The sequence below is a fragment of the Snodgrassella sp. B3837 genome (genome assembly GCF_026535955.1).
In the GTDB taxonomy this organism is placed as follows: domain Bacteria; phylum Pseudomonadota; class Gammaproteobacteria; order Burkholderiales; family Neisseriaceae; genus Snodgrassella; species Snodgrassella alvi_E.
Window position 1 is genome coordinate 25054 of sequence record NZ_JAFNPI010000011.1, and the last position, 23306, is coordinate 48359.

Genomic DNA, 23306 nt, shown 5'->3' on the forward strand with positions numbered 1-23306 from the left:
CCAGTTTAGCGCAGATGGAAATCATGAGTGCTTATCTGGTTTTCGCAGACATGAATATAATTGGTATTGTATCTACTTTGGGATTCGCTTCAGATGCGGCAAGCTGCCAACATTTTTTACAACTGTCGGACCACTCCCAAGGTAAATTGTCTGTGTCGTTGTAAATTAATCGGGGGTGCTCAGTGGGCTAAGACCAGGTAAATCGGCGAAACTGCGCTCACGCACAATTTGGCAGAAACTATCCAGATAGCTTTTGCTATGGTCTGATTCGCGCATTGCTGCATACAGCTCACTTTGCAATGGAATGTCGCCAATCTGGCGTGCCACCACGTAACCTTTCTCCAGATAGGGCATCACCGTCCAATATGGCAAAGCTGCTATACCACGCCGGCTTGAAACCAGCTGGATGATGGCAATAGTTAATTCGCTGTTGCGGCGTGCGGGCTGTACGCCTGCTGGTTTCAATACTTTGCGGATTAAATCCAGCATATCGTCCGGTACTGGATAGGTAATTAGCGTTTCGTCGGTGAAGTCCTGCGCATGCCAGACACTTTTGGCGGCCAGTGGATGGTCTTTGGCGCAAATTCCCACCATTTCATAGGCAAATAAAGGCTGAAAAAGAATTCCTGGTTGAGGTGCATATTCAGACACAATGGCCAGATCGGCACGATGGGTCAGTAGTAATCCAACCGGATCGGCCTGAAAACCAGACACGATGTCTAACTCCACTTTCGGCCACAGCGGCCGGAACGCATCCATGGCTGGCATCAGCCAGTCGAAACAGGTGTGGCATTCCACAGCCACGCGCAGCTCCCCTGCTTCGCCTTCAATAATCTGCGCCATATCCAGCTCAGCTACGGTGACCAGAGGCGTGATTTCGCGCGCCAGTTGCAGTAGGCGTTCGCCTACGGGTGTAAAGTGAATGGGGCTGGATTTGCGTTCAAAGAGTGGTGTGCCGTAAAACTGTTCTAGCACCCGTATTTGATGTGATAGCGCAGACTGGGTCAGAAATACTCGCTTGGCTGCCATGGAAACACTTCCGGTTTCTTCGAGAGCTAGCAAAGTGCGTAAATGACGCAGCTCAATAATCGACTCCATATTTTCCGCCTTTAATGATTATTTTAACCACGAATACAAGTTAAAAAATTCATAAACAATCGTTTTGTTTATTAATTAAGAGTGATATGGCTATGCTGATTATTTCTCTTCGAATAGCCATTTATCTGTTTTCGTACTATACACTTACCTACCTTATCATATTCTCGTACTGCATAGTGTCTGATTGGTATATTAAAATTTTTCATGTAGAACTGCAAAATTTATCGCTTGTCGTCATGTCTTAACTCCCGCACACTGACTATTATCGAAATTTATCTTTCACAAATAGGGAGAAACACTTATGAATACATTCCATTTATCCGGTTATCCGCGTGTTGGCGCCAAACGCGAACTCAAATTTGCTGTTGAAGCGTTTTGGAAAGGCAGCAAAAGTGAGGCTGAGCTGCGGCAGACCGCCGCGGATATTCGCCAGAAAAACTGGGCTACTCAGATAGCTGCTGGCGCTGACCTGCTGCCGGTTGGTGATTTTTCTTATTATGACCATGTGCTGGATACTCTGTGTGCGCTTGGCGCTATTCCGGCTCGTTTTGGGTTTGATGCGGCCACGCTTACTCTTAGCCAGTATTTCGAGCTTGCTCGCGGTAATGCCACTCAGGTGGCTATGGAAATGACCAAATGGTTTGATACCAACTACCACTATATTGTGCCGGAATGGCATCAGGATACCAGCTTTAAAGCCAATGCCGCCAATTTGATTGCACAGATCGAAGAAGCCAAAGCCACTGGCCACGATATCAAACCGACGCTGGTAGGTCCGCTGACGTTGCTGTGGCTGGGTAAGGAAAAAGATGCCGGTCATAACCGTTTGGAGCTGTTGCCGCGTCTGTTGCCTGAATACCAGAAACTACTGCGTGAACTGGCCAATGCCGGTGTGGACTGGATACAGATTGATGAACCGATTCTGGCTGTGGACATTGCGCGTGAATGGCTGGATGCGTTTGCACCCACCTATCAGGAGCTGGCTATTACTGGTACCCGCATTATCATCGGTACTTATTTTGGTAGTGTGGCCGAACACCTGAATTTACTTAAAAATTTGCCTGTAAATGGTGTACACATTGATTGTGTCCGTGCACCCGAGCAGCTGGCCGAGTTTGCCAATGTATGGCCAGAAAACAAAGTTCTGTCCGTTGGCCTGATTGATGGTCGCAACGTATGGCGTGCCAATCTGCGCGAAGTAATCGATTTGCTGGCACCGGTAGCCACTCAGCTGGGCAACAATCTGTGGATTGCACCGAGCTGCTCATTGTTGCATAGCCCGCAGGATTTGAATGTAGAAGAGAAACTTAACCCAGAAATCAAAAACTGGCTGGCCTTTGCCGCCCAGAAATTACAAGAGCTGGGTATTATCAAACAAGCTCTGGCACATGGTAAAGACACGGTACAGGAAGCTCTGGATGCTTCTGATGCTGCTGCTGCCGGACGCAAGACCAGTAAACTGATTCATAACGATCAGGTTGCTGCGCGTGTAGCTAGTTTACGTGCTCATGCCGACCAACGTCATAGCCCGTTTGCAGAGCGGATTGAGAAGCAGCAGGCGTGGATGAAGCTACCCTTGCTGCCCACTACAACCATTGGTTCCTTCCCGCAAACTCAGGAAATCCGGCAGGCACGTGCGGCTTTCAAAAAAGGTGAGCTGAGTGCCGCCGATTATGAAGCTGCAATGAAAAAAGACATCGCCTACTGTGTTGAGCAGCAGGAAAAACTGGATATCGATGTATTGGTGCACGGTGAAGCCGAACGCAATGACATGGTGGAATACTTTGGTGAGCAGCTGGATGGCTACTGCTTTACTCAGTATGGCTGGGTACAAAGCTATGGTTCCCGCTGTGTAAAACCGCCGATTATCTTTGGTGATGTTGCCCGCCCGAAAGCCATGACCGTAGCGTGGTCTGCTTATGCTCAGTCGCTGACCAAACGTCCGATGAAAGGTATGCTGACCGGTCCGGTGACCATGATGAAATGGAGCTTTGTGCGCAATGATGTACCATTAAGTCTGGTGTGCAAACAGATTGCTCTTGCCTTAAACGATGAAGTGCTGGATCTGGAAAAAGCCGGCATCCGCGTCATTCAGATTGATGAACCGGCTATTCGCGAAGCTTTGCCGCTGAAACGTGCGCAATGGGATGAATATCTGGATTGGGCGTGTGAATCTTTCCGCCTGACGTCTACCGATGCCGACGACAGTACGCAGATTCATACCCATATGTGCTATTCAGAATTCAATGATATTCTGCCGGCAATTGCCAGCATGGACGCAGATGTTATTACCATCGAAACATCGCGTTCTGATATGGAATTACTCGATGCCTTTGTGAAATTCAGCTATCCAAACGATATCGGCCCAGGCGTATACGATATTCACAGCCCACGTGTGCCTACCGAAGCCGAAGTCGAGCATTTGCTGCGTAAAGCGCTGAAAGTTATCGACCAGCGTCGCTTATGGGTAAATCCAGACTGTGGTCTGAAAACCCGTGGCTGGCCGGAAACCACGGCAGCTCTAGAAGTGATGGTAAAAGTGACTAAAAAGCTGCGTGCTGAACTAAAAGTTTAAAATTGATTCAGTACCACATTATCCAACCGCCTCGTTTATCGGGGCGGTTTTCTGTTTGGGTTTTTCATAATTATAATAAAAATTGCACCAAAACGGCTGCGCATAGATGAATATAAAAAGGTTAGACTGTGGGGTTCGGTAATGTCTATTAGTATGTATTCAGTTTATTCTATACTGGCTGCGTTACACATAAGCAGGAAATGCATTACCTGAATGACGGTTTTATTTATACTGCTTTGGCTGACTGTCTATATGATAAATGGAAGTATTTGGTTGTTGCTGATAACAATTAGATATTCATTTTGTAACAACTAAGCTTGCGTATATAAAAAACTAAAATGAATTGCCAGAAATAGTTTTATTCATATTATTCAACCAGTAGATTCACATAGATAGTTTCCTGCTTATACTAAATACAAACCGTGTAAATATCTTTTTATCATTTTTTAATAATGAAATTCTTGATTGCCTGAAAATCATTCAGTTTACAGTTAACGCTAATATTGTGAATTAGCTCATGTTGTTCATGGCATATGAATAAAACATTATTTATTATTTTAGTTAATAATCATTAAATTGCCACTATCATGGATTGCATTATTTTTAACATGATTAACCAGAATAAAAACGCAGACTGCTACAGCGGCAGCCTGCATCCGATTACACGGGCACAGAGCGCTTAGTTAACCTGATATTTGGCCAGAACCGCGCGAATTTGTGGTAAAGCGGCACGCGCTGCTTGCTCACCCAGCTGAATAGCCTGCGTTTTCTGGTCGAAGCCGCCAACAGTACCCAGCTTCTGTACCTGTGGCCGGATAACCACCTGCGCTTTACTTAGCTCGCTGTTCAGTGCCGAAGCGCTCATGATATTCAGGCTCTGGTCTAAATAAGAAAAAAAGCCTTCACTGGTCAGGCGCGCCGGTTTGGCGGAAATATCCACCGCAATGACCACATTGGCACCAAGTTGTCGGGCGGCGGTGACCGGCACTGGTGCTACCAAACCACCGTCCACAAAACGTTTATTGCCAATTACCGTTGGCTGAAAAATATTTGGAATGCTTGCCGAGGCGCGTACAGCCTGTCCGGCATTGCCATTGTTGAACACTGCCATGCGGCCTGTACCGAATTCAGTGGCCACAGCACCAAAGCGGATAGGAAATTGCTGAATCGGTTTATTCTTTACCTTCGCATTGATGTAATCCTGTAGTTTCTGCCCCTTGATAAAGCCGGAAGTAGACAGCACCGGATCCACCAGATCGGTTTTATTTAGAATTTCCGCTTCCAGCTCCAGCCGGTCGGGGCTCATACCAGAGGCGTACATACTGCCTACCAGCGCGCCAGCACTGGTGCCAGTCACCACCCGTATCGGAATATGGTTTTCCTGTAAAACTTTTATCACCCCGATATGCGCAAACCCTTTGGAAACCCCGCCACCAAGTGCCAGCCCGATAACCGCACGTGGCTTGGTTGCCGCTGTTGGAGTGACAGGAGTAGTGCTTTTACAAGCAGAAAGACTACTGAAAACCGAAATAATCACAGCGCAGGTACGCAGCAATACAGTAAATTTCATATTTATATTTTTATATTAAGGTTGGGAAGGATAAGTGGAAGACGATGGATAAAACTGTATCGGTGCAACGTTCTCTGGAAGAATCTGTTTTTTCACACCATGTCCGTACACCAGTTCCAGCGTGACATTCTGTATATCTTCATTCTGCCACGCCTGTGCCAGAATACGTACAGCCTCGATTTCGTTGTCAAATTTCAGACTCTCCCACAGACCGGCTGTGCGCATATCTTCGATAAAGCGTTCTGGCTTAGTATATTGCAGCGTAAGCATATTCATATCCATCACCGGATCATAAAAACCGTGCTGATACAGCATGTCGCCAAGGTCGTGCATATCGAGTAGCCTCGGCGCGCTGACCACTATACCCGCAGTGCGCCACAGTGTCAGGACTTCTTTTAATGTATCCGGCCCAAAGTGGCTAAAAAACAGCAAACCGTCAGGGCGCAAAGCACCAGCCCAGTTTTCAATCACCGCTACTGCATCTGGCTGATGAATCAGGCCAAGATTACTCCATACCATATCCGCCGCCTGATTATCCGGCAGCCTGTCGGATGCAATCTGTTCCGGCAGACTGCTATTGAGCTTTTGCCACCAGCTCTGTTTGGCTTTTCGAATCGCCTGTGCTGCCTGAAGATAGCAGCTGCGACTATCATATTCATGGAAACAAGCTTGTGGATAACGCATTTTAAGTAAGCGGTAGCTTTCATTGCCATCAGCAGCGGCCAGCAAAATGTGCTGTGGCGGCTGTTTCAGAATACTCAGGCGTTCGTCTAGCGTCGCGGCCAGATGTGCATGCAGGAACCAGTCTGGCTGGTGTGGCAGAGTTGTCATGTGTATTGTTCCCAAAACCGACCCAGTACACGGGCAAATTCATCAGGATGGCTTAAAAACGGTGTATGAGCAGCCTGCGGCAGCAGATGCCATTCACTCTGCGGCAGTTGCTGATGCAGATATTCGCCCATGCGTGGCGGCGTTATGGTATCGCGCCCACCGTAAACCAGTAATACCGGACAGTGTAAGCTACTGAGTAGCGGGCGTAAATCTGCTTGTTCTAACGCATGCAAAGCCGCGTTAAGAGCAACCGGTGCTCCGTACTGGCAAATGGCCGGCAGCAGATGCTGCATGCCGGTTTGTATCCCCGTATCCGCATACAGCATCTGCAACTGTAGAAACTGTTGCATGTATTTGGGATAATCTATCCTGAATTTGTCTGCCATCTGATGCAGACTAATCTTGTGCAGGCCTTGCGGGTAGTCACTGCTGGCCAGTAATTTAGCCAGACTGGCTGTTAGACACAGCGTGGCAACCCTGTCTGGATAACGTGCGGCCATACTGATGGCCACCATACCTCCCAGCGACCAACCAAGAACATGAGCGGGTTCAGATAACTGTGCCGCTAGTTGGTCGGCAATAGTATTTATATCAAAAGTGCCATCAAACGGCGCACTGCCATGGCCGGGTAGATCCGGTGTAAGTATATGCATTTGATTTGGCAGCGGCAGGTTGGCCAGAAAAGGGTCGAAAATATGATGATTGGCACCCCAGCCGTGTATCAGTAAAGTTTGAGAAGGTGTGATCATGGGAATAGTTTCATTACTTACTTCATTCTGGCACGCCTGTATCGGCAAGCCGCACTGTTTATTATGCCACGATTATGCTGATGGCTCAGGCTTGTGCCATCCGTGCTGGCAGGACATAAGCAGCCTTCAGCGCCCAGAACGTGATATCTGTTTGCAATGCCATTCCGGCAATCTGACAGTGGGAGCTTGTGAGCAATGCGGGCAGCATTGGCCGTTTGCTCGCCTCTATGCCAGTTACCGCTATGCCACTCCACTCCGACAAATACTCAGCGCGTACAAACATCAGCGCCAGCTTGCCCTGCTCGATACCTTGGCCGCATTAATGCTGGCACGGCCGCCACAGTGGCTGGAAACCGCACAAATAGACGCAGTGCTGGCCATGCCCTTAAGCCGTCAGCGGCTGTTTAAGCGTGGCTTTAATCAAAGCCAGCTGCTTGCTGCCAGCATTGCCCGCCATTACGAGTTACCGCTGCTGCCACCGTACTGCATTGATCGCACCCACCAGCCGCCCCAGTCTACATTGAAAAAATCAGCCCGCCAGCGTAATGTACGCGGTGTATTTCACTTGAAGCAGCCCGTAAAAAAACGTAACCTGTTGTTAATTGACGATGTTGTGACCACCGGCGCAACAATTGCCGAACTAGCGCAAACCCTTAAAAAATCGGGTGCCGCACAGGTTTTTGTTTGGTCGCTGGCTCATCCGGATTGAAAAAATCTTTGACAGACAAAGGCTTGTTTGGCATAGTGTCGCCCTGATAAATTACTGATTCAATTATTAACTGCGTTACCATTTCGGCTTTTTGCCGATTAGTAAGCAACTTTCGGAACCCGCCAATGTGCTGTATTAAACCACAGTCGGTGTCAGTTCCTGCCAATTGAGGTTACTGCCTCTCCTGCCACTTTTTAGTGGCTGCCACTGTTTTTTGCTGTCTTAGTATAAATACAGTTTTACCAGACTGACGTGTTGTCGCGGACAACAAAATCTGCATGTCTGGTGTTTGCGTCTTTTACTCACAGAAACGGAAATATGGTTTGATCAGGATTAAAGTATTATTTGTTAGCGTTGTCATGATACTGGGGTTCAGCATGGCCAGTGCCAAGCAGACCGCTCATCTGTCAGCGCCGGTTTATCATGCTAAAAAATCTCTATCTAATCTTACAGTAGCACCAGCAGAGCATCTGCATAAAACAGCTAACCTTAGCTATCAGGTAGCGGGCAAACGATATTACCCGTTACAAAAAGTGGCCAGTTTCAGTCAGGTAGGCCGAGCCTCTTACTATGGTCAGAATTTTCACGGGCGCCGCACCTCATCTGGAGAGCGGTTTGACAGCCAGATGCTGACAGCAGCCCACCCCACTCTGCCTATTCCCAGCTATGCTCGGGTAACCAATCTCTCAAACGGCAAGACAGTCGTCGTGAGAGTAAACGATCGTGGCCCCTTCCACGCAAACCGTGTCATGGACTTATCTTACGCTGCGGCGCAGAAACTGGGTTTCGTCCGTGCCGGCACAGCACAGGTACGCGTAGAACAGGTACTGCCCGGCGAAAGCCTGCAACCAGCCGGCAGTGGTGGCAACATTTATGTTGATTTACAGAAATTTGCCAATAAAGAGCTGGCACAGCAGTATCTGAAAGCAACCACACAGCATCTGCAGGCTGCTGGCAGCGCACAGCAGGCCAAACTGGTGAAAGTGAAAAACAGCTACGTTGTCCGTATGGGCCCTTTCCAGCAACAACAACGTGCTGATGAAGCCAGAAAATCTATGCTGACCACACTGTAAACTCAGCAACAAACTCAGACAAAAGCCCGTGGTATCATGCACGGGCTTTTGTTTGTCCCGCGTCAGGAAAGGAACATAATGATTAGTCGTTTACGCGGTATCGTGCTAGAAAAAAATCCACCGATAGTGGTACTGGATGTACATGGCGTGGGTTACGAAGCTCAGGTGTCCATGCAAACCTTTTACAACCTACCCGCAGTCGGAGAAGAAACGGCGCTTTACACCCAGCTGGTGATACGGGAAGACGCCCATCTGCTGTTTGGCTTTGGCTCTCGCGAAGAACGCGAAACGTTCCGTGCACTTATCAAAGTAAGCGGCATCGGAGCCAAAAGCGCACTGGGCATCCTCTCCAGTCTCAGCAGTGATGAACTGGCGGCTGCTATCGCCAGCGAAGACATCAAACGCCTGACTGCTGCTCCCGGAATTGGTAAAAAAACAGCCGAGCGTCTCGTACTTGAGCTACGCGGCAAATTAGCTGCCAGTGGCGATAGCCTAGGTTTGTATGCTGCCGAAGCTGCCAGCGCAAACGAAGACATAATTAACACTTTGCTAGCCTTAGGTTATACCGATAAAGAAGCCCGCAGCGCCTGCAAAGACATACCGGCCGGTACCGACATCAGTGAAGGTGTACGACTTGCCTTAAAAAACATGTTATAAACAACACTCTGATAATCGCAGACCCCACCACAGGAAATCGTATGGCAGCCAAATTGATTTTACTCGATCAGGATGGAGTTCTGGCTGATTTTGAGCAGGGTGTAAGACAGCGCTGGCAACTAACCTACCAGCAGCCCCTACCCCTGCCAGAACGCCGACATTTCTACCTGCGTGAAGACATGGCGCCACAGTATCACCAACAGCTGACACAGATTTACAGCAGTAAGGGTTTTTTTGCCTCCCTGCCACCCATGAATCAGGGTATTCAGGCGGCCAGACGCTTACTAGAAGCAGGACACGACGTACGCATCTGCACCTCACCTATCGATGACTATCATTACTGCGTATCCGAAAAATTTGACTGGGTCGCCCGCTACTTAGGTGATGAATGGCTAAACCGCATCATTTTAGCCAAAGACAAAACATGGATTCGCGGCGATATCCTCATTGATGACAAACCCATAATAAGCGGCAGCCTGCAGCCACAATGGCAGCACTGGATTTATGATCAGCCCTACAACCGCAATGCAACCAACATCCATCGTGTAAACTGGCAAAAACCGGAAAGCTGGTCAGAATTATTGCAGTAACGCGGCAATAACAGCATTCATAACTGCATCAATACTCGTAACAGTAATCCGGAACATCACTACCAATTGCAACCAGTGAACAAATGCGAATAAAAACTAACGTCAGCAGCTATTTCAGAAATGCACAGTGCTTTCATTAGCATGGCGGAAAAAATATCCATCCGTTTTCAGAGCGCTTCGGCAATACTGTCTGCCAACATGGTTGAAACTGCCAACAACATAAGTAGAAAAAACCTTTGAGACTGATAAAAATCAAATACCGGCAAACCAAACTGGCCGTATAAATAGGTCTAAATACCATAACACATTATCAAACCAGCGGCTCTAAGCTACAATAGCACCCATATATTCATTACCAAAGACAAGCTTTTACAGAACTTTGGTTCACCTAGCATCAGGAATAACCCATGTTTGGATTTTTTAAAAGAAAAAAAAATACAGAGCCAGAGCAAGAACAAGCCAGCGTTAACCCCGCTCAGCCGGAATCAGTAGAGCAACCCGATACAGCGGCTGAAACTCATACTCAGCCTGAACCGGCTGCTTCCCACCAGAGCGTAGAAGAGCACACAGCGAATGCAGCCATCTCCGAATCTACAGCTACCGAAACAACAGAAGACATCATCGTACCGGCTGCCGTAGATGAACCGGCCGCCATTGCCACCAGCACGGAATCAGAGGTTGTTCAGGCTCCGGCCAGCGAAAACACCATCGTGATTCCTGTAGATACCACAGAAACCCCTAGCGAAACAGACAAACCAGCACGACTAGGCTGGGCAGCACGTCTCAAACAGGGCCTAAGCAAATCGCGCAACCAGATGGCCAAATCGCTGGCGTCTGTATTTGGTGGCGGCAAAATCGATGAAGACCTGTATGAAGAGCTGGAAACAGTATTGCTCACCAGTGATATGGGTATCGAAGCCACCGAAAAACTACTGGCACAGGTACGTCAGCGCGTTACTCTGAAAGGATTGAAAAACGGAAACGAACTGCGCAGCGCCCTGAAAGAAGCCTTATATGAATTACTGCAGCCACTTCAGCAGCCCTTGTCCATACCTGCTGATAAAAAACCTTTTGTTATCATGATGGCTGGCGTAAACGGCGCAGGCAAAACCACCAGTATCGGCAAACTGGCCAAATATTTTCAAAGTCAGGGTAAAAGCGTCCTCTTGGCCGCAGGTGACACATTCCGCGCAGCTGCGCGCGAGCAATTACAGCAATGGGGTGAGCGCAATAACGTAACCGTAATTGCGCAGGAATCCGGTGATTCTGCCGCCGTCTGCTTCGATGCCCTTGAAGCAGCCAAAGCACGTGGTATCGATATCGTACTGGCTGATACCGCTGGCCGCTTGCCAACCCAGCTGCATCTGATGGAAGAAATCAAAAAAGTAAAACGCGTGTTGCAAAAATCATTACCCGAAGCACCACACGAAGTCATGCTGGTACTCGATGCCAACGTCGGCCAGAACGCCATCAATCAAGTAGTTGCTTTCGACGACGCCCTTGGCCTAACCGGCCTGATCGTTTCTAAACTGGATGGCACCGCAAAAGGCGGTATCCTCGCCGCACTGGCCGCCAAACGCCCGATACCGGTACGCTTCATAGGTGTAGGCGAAGGCATAGACGATTTACGCCCGTTTGACGCCAAAGCATTTGTAGATGCATTGATTGAGGATGAGAAATAAGTTTTCTGGCAAGAAAAAAGCTGGCTGTCGAAATTGATAGTCAGCTTTTTATTTGCCAGCACAGACTATCATACGTTTCCTTATATGAAGAAATAAACAGCCTTTTTAAATTAATATAATCAATTTACCCAATAAAATATATTCAAAGTGGATCAGACAAAAGTAATGAGCATTAAAATCTGTTTCTGCCGGTATTTGGTTATATCCACTGATCTGAACTTAATAAAAGGCTAAATAAATGTGCCAGAGCTGGTATTGCCACCGATTAATTATATTCCTTAGGTCAATGCACAGAAACCAAAAAACCATTTATAAACTAGCTTTTATATATGGTAGATGAAAGCTGGAAAAATTGCTTTAAAAACTGATTTTACTTATTTATTTAGGTTGTATTAAAAAAATCATATTGAGAGAAATCAACAAGTCTAAAATCTCAATAGGATAAATTAAATAATTATCGAATAAAAACTGTATGGCGCAGAAAAAAACTTAGTTTATTTTAAATAATAGTCTTCTCCTTCAATCATTTTGCTGAAAGCCGCCACTACTACAGCACCACTGACTTAATAAATCCAATAAATTTTTTCTGATTAAACCGGAATCCAAATTGAGATCAATAGTACAGAATCGGAACTGATGATTTTGAATGGTGACAGATTCATTAATTGATTCATTAATTGCAGGATACAATAACATTCCGGTTGCATTGAGTGATGGCGGATCAACAGGATTTTCCTGACTGCGCAGATAAGTATAGAGCTGGTAAATATGAGGACTTTTAAACACCTTGTCTTTATAAAAAGACTGGGTATGGATAGACGTACATTTGGTATCAATAATTAGGCGATGCCGGCACTGGCGGCGTTCAATGACCAAATCAGACTGCATACTGGGTAAAAAATCCTTTATACCAGTACTGGGTTGTAGCTGCTGCCAATATAATCGTTTGCCGGCGCTTATTATCCAATCCTTACTATTCAAATTAGTGCGGCAAAATCCAACTATTGCTTTTTCAAATAAATGCCGCAACCACTGATCTTTTTTATCTGCTTGCTCCAGTAAATAACTACCTGCCTGCTCGGTGGGTATAGCCATATTAAAAATCAGCCGGCACAGAGTAAGCAGCGTTTTATCTTGTTTGCCAGATTGATCAAAAGATTCAGTTAAATGATCATACTGAGTCGACTGCCCTATCTTAAGCGCCGTAAACCGACTGATAATGTTCTGGCATTGCAGGATTAATGTTTTATCCTCTAACTGTGCCAGCAATACATGCGCGGCAGCATGAATAAAGCGATTTTTCGGGGTATCAATGGTTAAAGAATCAAACTGGCATCGAATGCGGCCTTTTTCTAATAACTGCTGGCGTGCGGTAGTCAGCAGATCTATTTTTCCCCTGACACGAGTTAGTGATTGTGTATGTTGCTGATATCCGCAGGATAATGCGCGCATCAGCCTTTTGCTAACAGCCTGACAATATAGTTTTGCAACCAGAATAACCAGTTCTTGAGGATTTTGTTCCAGCTTTACTCTTTGCTGCGCACCAAGTGTTTTATACAGATCAGAAGCATACAATAGCAGCAGCCAGATATTTCTGATGGGTATCGTAGCGACGGTATTATTGGTAGTGGATCGTTCAGGCGTTTGCATTACTATCAGCACACATCAGACAATAAGGCTTCAATAGCCTCATCAATTTTATTTGGATCATTAAGCCAGTATTCTGTTAGTAAAGGCCGAATTTCAGTGTCGCTAATGTTTTTATACCAAGTATCTGCATCTGGAACAGGTTTATTAGTGGTCAGATAACTGTGGCCAATGGTAAAAGCCTTTCCCAACATCGGATCATCGCTGATCTTCTGGTTCAGTAGCAACATGCGCTGCTGCCAGTCTTCTAATTTCTCATGTGCAATGGCCGTTTTTTCTGCCATATAGGATAGCCACTGCTTACCAAAGTTTGGTTGCAGAGTGAAGAATGCAAAGCGTCGCCGCAATGCTAAATCAAACATGGCCAGTGATCGGTCGGAAATATTCATGGTACCGATTACGTATAGATTATCCGGAATAAAAAAAACGGTTTCATCATTACGCTTATAGGTTAATTCCATAGCTTCATGGTAATTTCGTTTATTTGCCTCCAGTAAGGTCAGCATTTCACCGAAAATCTGTGCCGGATTGCCTCGATTGATTTCTTCAATTACAAGTACATAATTTGTATTAGGATCGTATCTGGCCCGATTGGCCATTTCGATAAAAGGACCATCAATCAATTCAAGCTTGCCATCACATGAGGGTCGATAACCGCGAATAAAATCTTCGTAAGACATATTTGGATGAAACTGTATTACTTTAATATTATCGAAATCTTGGAAACCAACCATCACATTGGCCAGACGTTTGGCTAGCCAAGTTTTACCTGTACCGGGCGGTCCTTGTAAAATCAGGTTTTTCTTTTCTTTTAACCTTTCCAGAATAATTTCTAATTGTTGAGGATCAACAAAGCAGCCTTCGTTGATTAAATCCTTGAGAGAATAAAATGGTCTCACTATGTAATCCTGACTGTTTTCCTGTATATCTGCACTGAAGTGTTCAGTAATGTCTAGATCATAATCAGATAATTTGTATTGCCCTCTTGTTACAAACTGTAAAATATTCTGGTCACGTAATTCTTGTAAGGTTCGGCTTACAGATTGTTCGATAGTATTGTTATCAGGAAACAGTTCTTTCAACTTTTGCTGATAATATTCGAGAATTTGTTGCCGGCTAAAAATCTCACTGTTATTTTGATGACACAATTCCTTAATGAATTCTAAAACAGTTTGTTTCCATCTAGATTTGGTTAGTTCTAGCTTATTTATATCGACGTTACAAAAACGTTTCTGCCAGTATGGTGCATTGCAAAATCTGTTGATATCCTGAAGTTGATTATGAAAAGTAAAATTAATTAACTTTTCAGCTTGCCAGTTGCTCGGGATTACTTTCCAAATGGTTTTTGGCTTGGTGTAAAAATACCATTTTTTTCAGAAAAATTTTTATCCCAATCAACTTTCAGGCTTTTTCCATCCCCTGGATTTTGCAAAACTGTACCGATCGCTTTGATTTTCAATACTGGAATGGGATAACCTTTGTTATCAAAAGGTAATTTATTTTTCTGTACATAAGCAGTCTTAATAGCGATCCGATCTCCGGTCTGGATAGACTGGATCAAATTTATTTCCTTATTATTTTGACCGTAATATAGCCACGTTCCGCTATTGATAAAGTATTCACTTAGATCATCATTACCATCTCGGCAGGCACCTAAAAACCAGTAGTTTTTGCTGGTATCAACCATTTTCCCCATCTGCATAGGCAATAAAAAAAATAATATATTTATCTTAACATGTTAATATATTTTGTTATTAATGAGTGAAAGAAATTTAATAAATCCGGTCAGACTATGAAATCAGATTTCAAAAAAATATATTAAACGTGTATATAACAAATTAGCCAACTGATTTAAAATAAAAAAACTAACTAAACTGAATAATTTAATTCATTACTCAATCGCAAACCAATAAAAAACGCGGTACAGTCACCGCGTTTTCTACTTTCCATTTATATTCAGACAGCTTCATCCAAGCCGCAATGGCGTAGCAATGCATCAATACTGGGTTCGCGGCCACGGAAAGCTTTGAACGATTCCATGGCAGGACGTGAGCCGCCTACGGCAAGAATCTCATGCCAGAAGCGTTTACCGGTAGCAGACGCATCAGCTTCTTCTTCAAAGGCCGCATAGATATCAGCCGATAGAACTTCAGCCCAGCTATAGCTATAGTAACCAGCAGAATAGCCTCCGGCAAAAATATGGCTGAAAGAATGGGCAAAGCGGTTAAAGTCTGGTTGCGGCATCACCGCAACCTTGCGACGTACATCCCGCAATGTTTGCTGCCAGTCACAGCCAGGCTGGCTGTAAATTTCCATATCAAACAGCGCAAACTCCATCTGGCGCAAAATAAACAGTCCAGTTTGGAAATTTTTAGCAGCCAGCATTTTGTCGTACAGTTCTACAGGCAGGACGGCACCAGAGTCCTGATGGCTGCTCATGCCAGCCAGCACATCGTATTCCCACACAAAATTTTCCATAAACTGGCTCGGCATTTCCACCGCATCCCACTCCACACCGTTGATACCGGATACGCCCAACTCATCCACCTGAGTCAGCAAATGGTGCAAGCCATGGCCAGTTTCGTGAAACAATGTCAGAATTTCTTCGTGGCTCAGACGCGCAGTATTACCAGCTACAGGCGGAGTAAAATTGCACACCAAATAAGCGATCGGTGTTTGAAGCTGGCCGGCATAATGACCATCAGTGAATCGGCGGCGGCCGCGATAATCATTCATCCATGCGCCGCCACGTTTGCCGGCACGTGCATACAGATCCATGTATACCCCGCCGATAATAGCGCCACCCTGTTCTAGCTCAAAATAACGAACATCGGGATGCCATACCGGAACCTGTTTTTCAATAAAATGCACCCCATACAGCTTATCAATCTGTGCAAACAGACCAGCCAGCACGCGGTCTGCCGGAAAATATTTTTTTACTTCTGTTTGGCTGAAAGCATATTTGGCCTGCCGCAGTTTTTCGCTGGCGTAGGTTACATCCCATGGTTGTAACTCATCCAATCCCAGATGCTCATGCGCATATGCTTTCACTTCGGCCAGATCTTTCTCAGCAAATGGTCTGGCGCGGCTAGCCAGATCCTGTAAAAAGGCCAGCACCTGTTGTGGCGTATCAGCCATTTTGGTGGCTAAAGACAGCTCAGCATAATTTTGAAAGCCCAATAAGTGTGCTTCACGAGTGGCTATTTCAAGGATACGGTTAATATTAGCTGTATTGTCCCATTTGGCCTCACCTAATTCGCTGGCACGGGTAGAATAAGCATGATAAAGCTGCCGTCGCAGCTCGCGATTATGTGCATATTGCATCACAGCCAGATAGTGCGGCATCTGCAGGCCGATTTTATAGCCAGTTTTACCTTCGGCTTCTGCCGCAGCAGCAAACATGGCCAGCGCTTCTTCCGTCAGACCGCTAATTTCACTGTCGCGAGCAAAATCAGCCTTACTGCTGCAACCACTAGAAGTATTCTCTTTACCTGCTAGCTCCTCACCATTGGCAAAATACAAAGCAAAAGCATCTGTAGCATCCAGTACATTCTGGCTGAAAGTAGCGGAAAGCTGAGCGCCCTCTGCCTGTAAAGCGGCAAATTCAGCTTGTTTCGCTGCCGGCAGTTCCGCACCGCTCAGTACAAAATCCCGTAAATCGTGATTCAGCTTGGTTTGCTGAGCGGCACTCAAATGAGCATATTCATCACTGGCCTTAATACTCTTAAAGCGTTCGTATAAATCAATATCCTGACTGATGGCAGTAAAAAACTCACTTACTTTCGGCATCAGGCTATTATAGGCGTCACGTAGCTCAGGTGTATCAGCCACACTGTTCAAATGGGCAATTACTCCCCAGATACGGCCGGCACGTTCGGTAATATTGGTCAGCGCTTCTGCCGTATTATTCCAGTTTACTTCGGGTTGTGCTTTCAGCTTTTTAATGGCTTCATTGGCCTGAAGCATGGCTTCAGTCATAGCCGGTTCGATATCAGCGGCACGAATAGCATCAAATCGCGGTTCGCTGTCCAGATTCAACAAAACATTTTCAGACATAGTATTCTCTTGAGAAAAATACCTGTAAATTTGCGGTTTTTCAGGTAAATCGGGTGGAAAAGGCAGGAGCTGCTGTTTATCTTCTGCTATAAACACTGTTGCATAATGCAACAGGATAAGGTCAAAAACATGAAAAACAATATTCGTTCTTATTTAGATACGCAACCACAAATTGCGCCAGATTGCTTTATCGACGATACAGCAGTGGTTATCGGCGATGTGATTTTGCACGAACAGGTATCCGTGTGGCCGTTTGCGGTGATACGTGCCGACGTAAACAGTATGCAGATAGGTGCTCGGAGCAATATTCAGGATCACTGTATGCTGCATGTAAGCCATAAAAGCGCAGACAAGCCTGAAGGCTCACCGTTACGGATTGGTGAAGATGTCACCATCGGTCATCATGTAAATTTGCATGGCTGCACCATAGGCAACCGCGTGCTAGTAGGAATTAGTTCAATCGTACTAGATGATGCCGTAATCGAAGATGAAGTGATGATTGGCGCTGGCAGTCTAGTGCCACCACGCAAACGTCTGGCCAGTGGCTATCTGTACATGGGTTCTCCCGTACAGCAGATCCGCCCTTTAACTGAAAAAGAACGCGAATTTCTAAAATATTCTGCTGCGCATTATGTCAGATTGATGCAGAATCACCAATCAACCCAGAATATAAAGCATATTGAATAAGGAAGCTAACATGAAAAAAATTCTGTCTTTAAGCCTGTTGTGCTGTACATTTTTACTGGTAGGTTGTGCCGCTGACGGAGGTAATAGCAGCCATACAGAAGTTTACGGCCAACTCAAAGGCGGCGTGGAAACGTCTCATACCAGTCATTAAATTTATAGGTCAAGTAAATTTTGTTGGAATACGAACAATTTAGCAGGATAAGCCAAATAGTGTCGTAAAATGGATATATTATGCAGTTTGAAAGTGCAAAATTTACCTAGAGTAATTGTTATATTAATAAAGTTAAGCTAGATTAATAAAACAGCTTTTCAAACCAACCATAAAGGACACAATGATGAAAAAATTATTGGGATTGAGTGCAGTTTTGGCTGCTCTGTTACTGTCTGCTTGTGCAACCACAGATTCTGGTACCAAAGCCGCTCCTTACAGCGATGTACAGGCTGCAGTAGAATCTAACTAAGCGTTACCGATAAGTAAGTGGTATGCTTGCCTGACCAAAAATCAGGCAGACATACCATTTTTTTATTTCTATATTTGATGTTAGTAAATCCGTCGCAGTGATTGTCATTTTGTCTTGAAGCAAACTCAACAGCCGGAAAAAATTCTTGCGGTCTGAGCATAATCTTTTTGTGAGACCAGAAAAACATAGCTGCAAATATTTCTGTTCAGCCAATAAAAAAGAAAAATTAACTTAATCATATCAGTATGTTGGCATAATCCAGCGATATTGGTTACCGCATCCACTAAAAACAGATATCGTATCTTCTCCTTTAACCATACTAAAGTAAACGGCTCAACACATCTCAGACATAAAAATACCAGTCGTTTTGTTTTAGCTGATATGTTTATGTTAACGCACAATGTTCCTGCCGGCAGGAATACCAGCAGGATGAAAACCTATTCAGTCAGCACTTGATAAAAATCAATTACCACCAGCCTGTACATTTACCAATGGCGTAGTTGAACCATCTGCATGTACCTCCAACAGCGTTACACCACATTGTGCCGAAGCAGAAGATGCAATCGCCTCATAATCATGACCAGGTTTGGCTACAAATGTTAATTTATCACTCTGGCAGGATGGCTCGTTATAAATAACGGATCCGTTTTGATGGGTATTATTGACGGTGGTCAGACCCATATATGCATTAGATATGGTTATCGGTATATTGGCCGGAATCGTGAATTCGCGATAAAACAGCTTAGACAGATAATGATTATGCTGTTTCATCGTTTCTATCGTAGACGTAGCTGGGATACCTATACTGCTGTTTCGGGCTATGCGCAAAAGAGAAGTAAAAGCTCCGCTCAGATTACCGCCAGCTGTTTCTTTCACCAAGTGACCCTCATAGCGGTATCTCATATTGGTGGGTTTTTGGTTTTGCCCGTACAGGCGGATACGTGCCTGCGGTGCCATCTCAGAGGAAGCCTCCTGCGCCATAACAGAATTACAGTTTAGGCTTAAAATTGCACACATTATCAATGGTTTAATTAGACTTAGATTCGATTTAATGATACGGTTAACACGCATGTTGTCTCTCACAGGGTAACTTAGGTTAAATAAAGAATATGGTAAAGTAGTGTTATGAAAGTATTTAACAAATATTACTATCATGCTCACATAAATGAGGCAAAATTTCGCCATATTATACGTTTGTTTGTAGAAGATTTACCTGCATCAAAGATTGCTCAGTTAAGTGACGTGAGCCGAATTAGTGTCAATAAACTAATGTATAAACTGCGCAGCCGCATCGTGTTGCTCACAGCTATGGATTCGCCTGTAGATTTTGACATGACTATCACTGATGATTACATTCAACCGTTCAGCGACAACCACGACGGCATCGCGGATAAAAATTTTGTGTGTGGACTATTGTGGCGTAATGACAAAGTCCATGTGGAAATTATCCCCGAACGGTATCGCCTAATGCTACAGGAGGTAATTCGAGGTAAGCGAGATATTCGTACCGTGCAGCCTGCACGCAGTTGGTATCCGTATGATATGCTGATTGACGTTGAAGAAAATAAACGAGCCCGCCTGCATCATAGCGACGAAAGCCTGTTGGCACATGAAGAAAAAATCCATCAGATTGCTGCCTTCTGGTCTTTTGTGACACGGCGGCTAGCGATGTTCAACGGAATAAATATAGATAAATATTATTTGCACCTGAAAGAGTGTGAATTCCGCTTCAACAACCGCCATGAAAATCTGAGCACTCTGTTGCTAAGAGAATTCACACGTAATCCATTATAAAACTACACTACAGCCTGCTAAAAACAAAAATGGGCACCAAATGGTGCCCGCTATGATTTGCCAGTTTTACTCCGTTCAGGTCTGGCTGCCGCCCACAGTTAGGCCGGCATCAATGCGTAGCGTTGGTTGTCCCACCCCTACCGGCACACTCTGTCCGTCTTTACCGCACACACCTACACCACTGTCCAAACGGCTGTCATTACCAATCATACTCACATGTTTCAAAACTTCAGGTCCACTGCCGATAATGGTGGCACCTTTTACCGGATACTGCAGCTTACCATTTTCAACCCACCAAGCTTCTGAGGCACTGAAAACAAATTTGCCACTGGTAATATCAACTTGCCCGCCGCCAAAATTCACCGCATACAAACCTTTATCCACAGAAGCAAGAATTTCTTCTGGATTAAGCACACCATTTTCCATATAAGTATTGGTCATGCGCGGCATCGGTGCCGAAGCATAGTTTTCACGGCGCCCATTACCGGTAACCGGTACACCCATAAGACGAGCATTGGTTTCATCCTGTAAATAGCCACATAAAATACCATCTTCAATCAGTACCGTGCGCTGGGTGGCATTGCCTTCATCATCTATATTCAGCGAACCACGGCGCTCAGCTATATTACCCTGATCCACCACCGTTACGCCTTTGGCCGCTACCCGCTCACCCAGACGGCCAGCAAAGGCGCTAGTGCCCTTGCGGTTAAAATCACCTTCCAGACCATGTCCAACTGCCTCATGCAGCAGCACACCCGGCCAGCCGTTGCCCAATATCACCGTCATCGAGCCGGCCGGAGCCGGCCGTGCTTCCAGATTGGTCAGCGCCTGTGCCACAGCAATATCCACATACTCTTTAACTTTGGCCTCATCGAAATAGCCCAGATCAAAGCGGCCGCCTCCACCACTACTGCCTTGTTCACGCCGTTCACCCTGCTTCGCAATCACCGTAACCGACAAACGCACCAGCGGACGGACGTCAGTGTGTATCCGGCCATCCAGCCGTGCCAGATAAATCAGCTCATGTTCACATACCAGACCAGCCATTACCTGCACAATGCGCGGATCCGCAGCTTTAGCCAGTGTTTCTACCCGCTGCAATAAAGCTACTTTCGCAGCCGCATCCAAGCTCAGCATCGGATTAGCCATTCCGTACAGCGGCTTGGCCAGATTTCGCGTTTGCAAACCAACTGAGCGTTGCTGGCCAGCCTGACCAATTGCCCGTACTGCCTGCGCCGCATCGGTTAACGCCTGCACGTTTAGATTATCCGCATAAGCAAACGCCGTTTTTTCTCCGCTGACTGCACGTACCCCCACACCCTGCTCAATCTGAAAACTGCCCGACTTCACCATGCCTTCTTCCAAATGCCAGCTTTCATAAGTACTGCGTTGACAGTAAATATCGGCATAATCAATATGATGTGCGCTCATCAACGACAGCGCATGAGTAAAATCAGCTACAGCCAGCTCGTTATCGGCCAGTAACTGTTGATGTACAAGTTGAGCGGTTGGAGTAGAAATAGGCATGTGTGATAACAAATAGAATTGTGACAAAAAGCACAAACAGAGAAAGGGTTTAAACACAAAATAACTGTGGGCAATTATACCGAAAACAAGAAGCGTCTGGGTAAATGCCGGCTACCACCTTCAAACACAAACAGCATTCTTATACCCATGATACAAAAACAATATGTAAAAAAAATATGTAAAAACAAAAATTGTTATTGATAATAATTCTCATTATATTATAATAAGCATCACCAGTTAGTTAGCAATAGTTAACCGGTAAAGACCTCAAGCATCTATCAACTTTATCTCAGGAGCGGCTTAGCGATTAGCGTTAAATTTTGCATCAAAACTCAAAAACCGAAAACACCAGACCCACTGCATAATCAGTGGGTCTGGTGTTTTAAACATAGTTTAGGTATTCAAGCTACAGTATCAGCACCATAGCCCTGCGGATTTTGCTGTTGCCAGCGCCATGCATCCGCCATCATACAGGCCAGATCACGCTGTGCCTGCCAGCCCAGCTCCTGCGCCGCACGCTCAGGGTTGGCAAAACATACAGCAATATCACCCGCGCGACGTGGCACAATCTGATAAGGAATTTTTTGTCCACTGGCCGCTTCAAAAGCACGCACAATCTCCAGCACCGAATAGCCCTGTCCCGTACCCAGATTGTAAATATGTACACCGGAGCGATTTGCAGTAGCCTGCATAGCAGATAAATGGCCATCAGCCAGATCCATCACATGAATGTAATCGCGCACACCTGTGCCATCCGCTGTCTCATAATCGTCACCAAATACCGACAACTGAGCCAGCTTACCCACCGCTACCTGACAGATATAAGGCAATAGATTATTCGGAATTCCGTTCGGGTCTTCACCCATCAGTCCCGATTCATGCGCACCCACCGGATTAAAATAACGCAGTAGCGTCACACTCCAGCGTGCATCGGCTGCCTGAATATCCATCAGCATCCGTTCCACCATATACTTCGACGTACCATAAGGGTTAGTTGTGCCGCCGGTAGCAGCACATTCATCAATAGGTACAGTAGCTGGCGTACCGTAAACCGTAGCCGAAGAGCTGAATACCAGATTAAATACACCGGCTTTAGCCATTTCTTCTGCCAGAATCAAACTGCCGCTGACATTATTATCATAATATTTCAGAGGCTCGCGCACACTTTCGCCCACCGCTTTCAGACCGGCGAAATGCAGAACATTTTCAATTCTGTGCTGAGCAAAGATCTGTTGCAGCAAACCACGATCACGAATATCCCCCTGATAAAACGTGACTTCCTTGCCAGTAATCTCTTTGATACGCTCTAAAACTACACTTGAAGCGTTGCACAAATTATCAATAATAACCACATCGTGGCCGGCATTTAACAACTGAACTGTAGTGTGAGAGCCAATAAAACCAGCACCACCTGTTACCAAAATGGCCATAAATTATCCGTAATAATGGAAAAAAATAATAAAATTAATTAATATTAAAGAGATACAACTTATCCAATAGTGTTTATACATAAATCCTCAATTCATGTATAAGTAACTTTTAATTATAGCCTGATTGTGTTAAAGGGATACGTGAAAGATACAAGAAAATTGAATAAGCA

The 23306-nt window shown here is 45.4% G+C and carries 21 protein-coding genes; 10 read left to right on the top strand and 11 right to left on the bottom strand.

The window, feature by feature from the left end; translation table 11 throughout:
- Positions 1-165: 165 nt before the first annotated feature.
- Complete coding sequence (locus J3U67_RS04090; RefSeq protein ID WP_267390953.1) at positions 166-1098, bottom strand: LysR family transcriptional regulator; 933 nt, start codon at positions 1096-1098, stop codon at positions 166-168.
- 301 nt (positions 1099-1399) lie between these two features.
- Here J3U67_RS04090 and metE point away from each other — a divergent pair, with 301 nt between their 5' ends.
- A complete protein-coding gene (gene metE, locus J3U67_RS04095; protein WP_267390952.1) occupies positions 1400-3673 on the top strand; it encodes a 5-methyltetrahydropteroyltriglutamate--homocysteine S-methyltransferase in 2274 nt (757 codons plus the stop codon).
- Between the two features lie 679 nt (positions 3674-4352).
- Here the strand turns inward: metE and J3U67_RS04100 are convergent.
- Genes J3U67_RS04100 through bioH form a run of 3 tightly spaced genes read right to left on the bottom strand, consistent with a single transcriptional unit; the run spans position 4353 to position 6823 of the window.
- Positions 4353-5243 carry a patatin-like phospholipase family protein gene (locus J3U67_RS04100; RefSeq protein ID WP_267390951.1) on the bottom strand — a complete coding sequence of 297 codons (891 nt, stop codon included), beginning with the start codon at positions 5241-5243 and terminating at the stop codon, positions 4353-4355.
- Positions 5244-5258: 15 nt separating this feature from the next.
- Positions 5259-6074, bottom strand: coding sequence for a methyltransferase (locus J3U67_RS04105; RefSeq protein ID WP_267390950.1), 816 nt, complete (start codon positions 6072-6074; stop codon positions 5259-5261).
- On the bottom strand, positions 6071-6823 hold the full coding sequence (gene bioH, locus J3U67_RS04110) for a pimeloyl-ACP methyl ester esterase BioH (protein ID WP_267390949.1): 753 nt from the start codon (positions 6821-6823) through the stop codon (positions 6071-6073). Before bioH ends, J3U67_RS04105 begins: the two co-directional genes overlap by 4 nt.
- Between bioH and J3U67_RS04115 the strand changes: the two genes are divergently transcribed.
- The 5 genes from J3U67_RS04115 to ftsY all read left to right on the top strand — a co-directional run bounded on the left by J3U67_RS04115 (position 6822) and on the right by ftsY (position 11534).
- Positions 6822-7532 (top strand): ComF family protein, encoded by a 711-nt coding sequence (locus J3U67_RS04115; protein ID WP_267390948.1) that lies wholly within the window; start codon positions 6822-6824, stop codon positions 7530-7532. The genes bioH and J3U67_RS04115 overlap by 2 nt on opposite strands.
- 377 nt (positions 7533-7909) lie before the next feature.
- On the top strand, positions 7910-8605 hold the full coding sequence (locus J3U67_RS04120) for a septal ring lytic transglycosylase RlpA family protein (protein ID WP_323811353.1): 696 nt from the start codon (positions 7910-7912) through the stop codon (positions 8603-8605).
- A 78-nt stretch (positions 8606-8683) separates the two neighbouring features.
- Positions 8684-9262, top strand: a complete 579-nt coding sequence (gene ruvA / locus J3U67_RS04125; RefSeq protein ID WP_100151497.1) for a Holliday junction branch migration protein RuvA — start codon at positions 8684-8686, stop codon at positions 9260-9262.
- Positions 9263-9303: 41 nt separating this feature from the next.
- The gene (locus tag J3U67_RS04130; RefSeq protein WP_267390947.1) at positions 9304-9852 is read left to right on the top strand and encodes a 5' nucleotidase, NT5C type; all 549 of its coding nucleotides are present in this window, start codon (positions 9304-9306) and stop codon (positions 9850-9852) included.
- Between the two features lie 407 nt (positions 9853-10259).
- The gene (gene ftsY, locus J3U67_RS04135) at positions 10260-11534 is read left to right on the top strand and encodes a signal recognition particle-docking protein FtsY (RefSeq protein ID WP_267390946.1); all 1275 of its coding nucleotides are present in this window, start codon (positions 10260-10262) and stop codon (positions 11532-11534) included.
- A gap of 519 nt (positions 11535-12053) precedes the next feature.
- Here ftsY and J3U67_RS04140 read toward each other — a convergent pair.
- The 4 genes from J3U67_RS04140 to J3U67_RS04155 form a co-directional block, all read right to left on the bottom strand.
- Positions 12054-13184 carry a 5-methylcytosine restriction system specificity protein McrC gene (locus J3U67_RS04140; protein ID WP_267390944.1) on the bottom strand — a complete coding sequence of 377 codons (1131 nt, stop codon included), beginning with the start codon at positions 13182-13184 and terminating at the stop codon, positions 12054-12056.
- Positions 13185-13189: 5 nt separating this feature from the next.
- Positions 13190-14521, bottom strand: coding sequence for an McrB family protein (locus tag J3U67_RS04145; RefSeq protein WP_323811379.1), 1332 nt, complete (start codon positions 14519-14521; stop codon positions 13190-13192).
- Entirely contained in the window at positions 14509-14868 is a 360-nt protein-coding gene (locus J3U67_RS04150) for a hypothetical protein (protein ID WP_267390942.1), read from the bottom strand. The genes J3U67_RS04145 and J3U67_RS04150 overlap by 13 nt, the downstream gene beginning before the upstream one ends.
- A 269-nt stretch (positions 14869-15137) precedes the next feature.
- The gene (locus tag J3U67_RS04155) at positions 15138-17237 is read right to left on the bottom strand and encodes a M3 family metallopeptidase (RefSeq protein WP_267403941.1); all 2100 of its coding nucleotides are present in this window, start codon (positions 17235-17237) and stop codon (positions 15138-15140) included.
- Positions 17238-17366: 129 nt separating this feature from the next.
- On the opposite strand from J3U67_RS04155, the gene J3U67_RS04160 reads away from it, so the two are divergent.
- The 3 genes from J3U67_RS04160 to J3U67_RS04170 all read left to right on the top strand — a co-directional run bounded on the left by J3U67_RS04160 (position 17367) and on the right by J3U67_RS04170 (position 18385).
- Positions 17367-17924 (top strand): gamma carbonic anhydrase family protein, encoded by a 558-nt coding sequence (locus J3U67_RS04160; protein WP_100151500.1) that lies wholly within the window; start codon positions 17367-17369, stop codon positions 17922-17924.
- A gap of 10 nt (positions 17925-17934) precedes the next feature.
- Positions 17935-18075 carry a hypothetical protein gene (locus J3U67_RS04165; RefSeq protein WP_267403945.1) on the top strand — a complete coding sequence of 47 codons (141 nt, stop codon included), beginning with the start codon at positions 17935-17937 and terminating at the stop codon, positions 18073-18075.
- A gap of 184 nt (positions 18076-18259) precedes the next feature.
- Positions 18260-18385: a hypothetical protein gene (locus J3U67_RS04170; RefSeq protein WP_257377984.1), complete on the top strand. Its 126-nt coding sequence runs from the start codon at positions 18260-18262 to the stop codon at positions 18383-18385.
- Positions 18386-18847: 462 nt separating this feature from the next.
- Here the strand turns inward: J3U67_RS04170 and J3U67_RS04175 are convergent, their stop codons facing one another.
- Positions 18848-19366, bottom strand: a complete 519-nt coding sequence (locus J3U67_RS04175; protein WP_267403947.1) for a hypothetical protein — start codon at positions 19364-19366, stop codon at positions 18848-18850.
- Positions 19367-19510: 144 nt separating this feature from the next.
- Here J3U67_RS04175 and J3U67_RS04180 point away from each other — a divergent pair, with 144 nt between their 5' ends.
- The gene (locus J3U67_RS04180; RefSeq protein ID WP_267403949.1) at positions 19511-20179 is read left to right on the top strand and encodes an IS1595 family transposase; all 669 of its coding nucleotides are present in this window, start codon (positions 19511-19513) and stop codon (positions 20177-20179) included.
- A 75-nt stretch (positions 20180-20254) separates the two neighbouring features.
- Here J3U67_RS04180 and tldD read toward each other — a convergent pair whose 3' ends face one another.
- Both tldD and galE read right to left on the bottom strand, forming a co-directional pair.
- Complete coding sequence (gene tldD, locus J3U67_RS04185; protein WP_267403951.1) at positions 20255-21706, bottom strand: metalloprotease TldD; 1452 nt, start codon at positions 21704-21706, stop codon at positions 20255-20257.
- 401 nt (positions 21707-22107) lie between these two features.
- On the bottom strand, positions 22108-23136 hold the full coding sequence (gene galE, locus J3U67_RS04190) for a UDP-glucose 4-epimerase GalE (protein WP_267403953.1): 1029 nt from the start codon (positions 23134-23136) through the stop codon (positions 22108-22110).
- Positions 23137-23306: the final 170 nt, after the last annotated feature.

Coding starts and splice junctions, on each gene's coding strand:
- J3U67_RS04090 (WP_267390953.1), bottom strand. CDS start 1,098: ATGGAGTCGATTATTGAGCTGCGTCATTTACGCACTTTGCTAGCTCTC.
- J3U67_RS04115 (WP_267390948.1), top strand. CDS start 6,822: ATGGGAATAGTTTCATTACTTACTTCATTCTGGCACGCCTGTATCGGC.
- J3U67_RS04100 (WP_267390951.1), bottom strand. CDS start 5,243: ATGAAATTTACTGTATTGCTGCGTACCTGCGCTGTGATTATTTCGGTT.
- J3U67_RS04160 (WP_100151500.1), top strand. CDS start 17,367: ATGAAAAACAATATTCGTTCTTATTTAGATACGCAACCACAAATTGCG.
- J3U67_RS04130 (WP_267390947.1), top strand. CDS start 9,304: ATGGCAGCCAAATTGATTTTACTCGATCAGGATGGAGTTCTGGCTGAT.
- metE (WP_267390952.1), top strand. CDS start 1,400: ATGAATACATTCCATTTATCCGGTTATCCGCGTGTTGGCGCCAAACGC.
- J3U67_RS04155 (WP_267403941.1), bottom strand. CDS start 17,237: ATGTCTGAAAATGTTTTGTTGAATCTGGACAGCGAACCGCGATTTGAT.
- bioH (WP_267390949.1), bottom strand. CDS start 6,823: ATGATCACACCTTCTCAAACTTTACTGATACACGGCTGGGGTGCCAAT.
- J3U67_RS04165 (WP_267403945.1), top strand. CDS start 17,935: ATGAAAAAAATTCTGTCTTTAAGCCTGTTGTGCTGTACATTTTTACTG.
- J3U67_RS04120 (WP_323811353.1), top strand. CDS start 7,910: ATGGCCAGTGCCAAGCAGACCGCTCATCTGTCAGCGCCGGTTTATCAT.
- J3U67_RS04170 (WP_257377984.1), top strand. CDS start 18,260: ATGAAAAAATTATTGGGATTGAGTGCAGTTTTGGCTGCTCTGTTACTG.
- tldD (WP_267403951.1), bottom strand. CDS start 21,706: ATGCCTATTTCTACTCCAACCGCTCAACTTGTACATCAACAGTTACTG.
- J3U67_RS04140 (WP_267390944.1), bottom strand. CDS start 13,184: ATGCAAACGCCTGAACGATCCACTACCAATAATACCGTCGCTACGATA.
- J3U67_RS04175 (WP_267403947.1), bottom strand. CDS start 19,366: ATGGCGCAGGAGGCTTCCTCTGAGATGGCACCGCAGGCACGTATCCGC.
- J3U67_RS04180 (WP_267403949.1), top strand. CDS start 19,511: ATGAAAGTATTTAACAAATATTACTATCATGCTCACATAAATGAGGCA.
- ftsY (WP_267390946.1), top strand. CDS start 10,260: ATGTTTGGATTTTTTAAAAGAAAAAAAAATACAGAGCCAGAGCAAGAA.
- J3U67_RS04105 (WP_267390950.1), bottom strand. CDS start 6,074: ATGACAACTCTGCCACACCAGCCAGACTGGTTCCTGCATGCACATCTG.
- galE (WP_267403953.1), bottom strand. CDS start 23,136: ATGGCCATTTTGGTAACAGGTGGTGCTGGTTTTATTGGCTCTCACACT.
- J3U67_RS04150 (WP_267390942.1), bottom strand. CDS start 14,868: ATGGTTGATACCAGCAAAAACTACTGGTTTTTAGGTGCCTGCCGAGAT.
- ruvA (WP_100151497.1), top strand. CDS start 8,684: ATGATTAGTCGTTTACGCGGTATCGTGCTAGAAAAAAATCCACCGATA.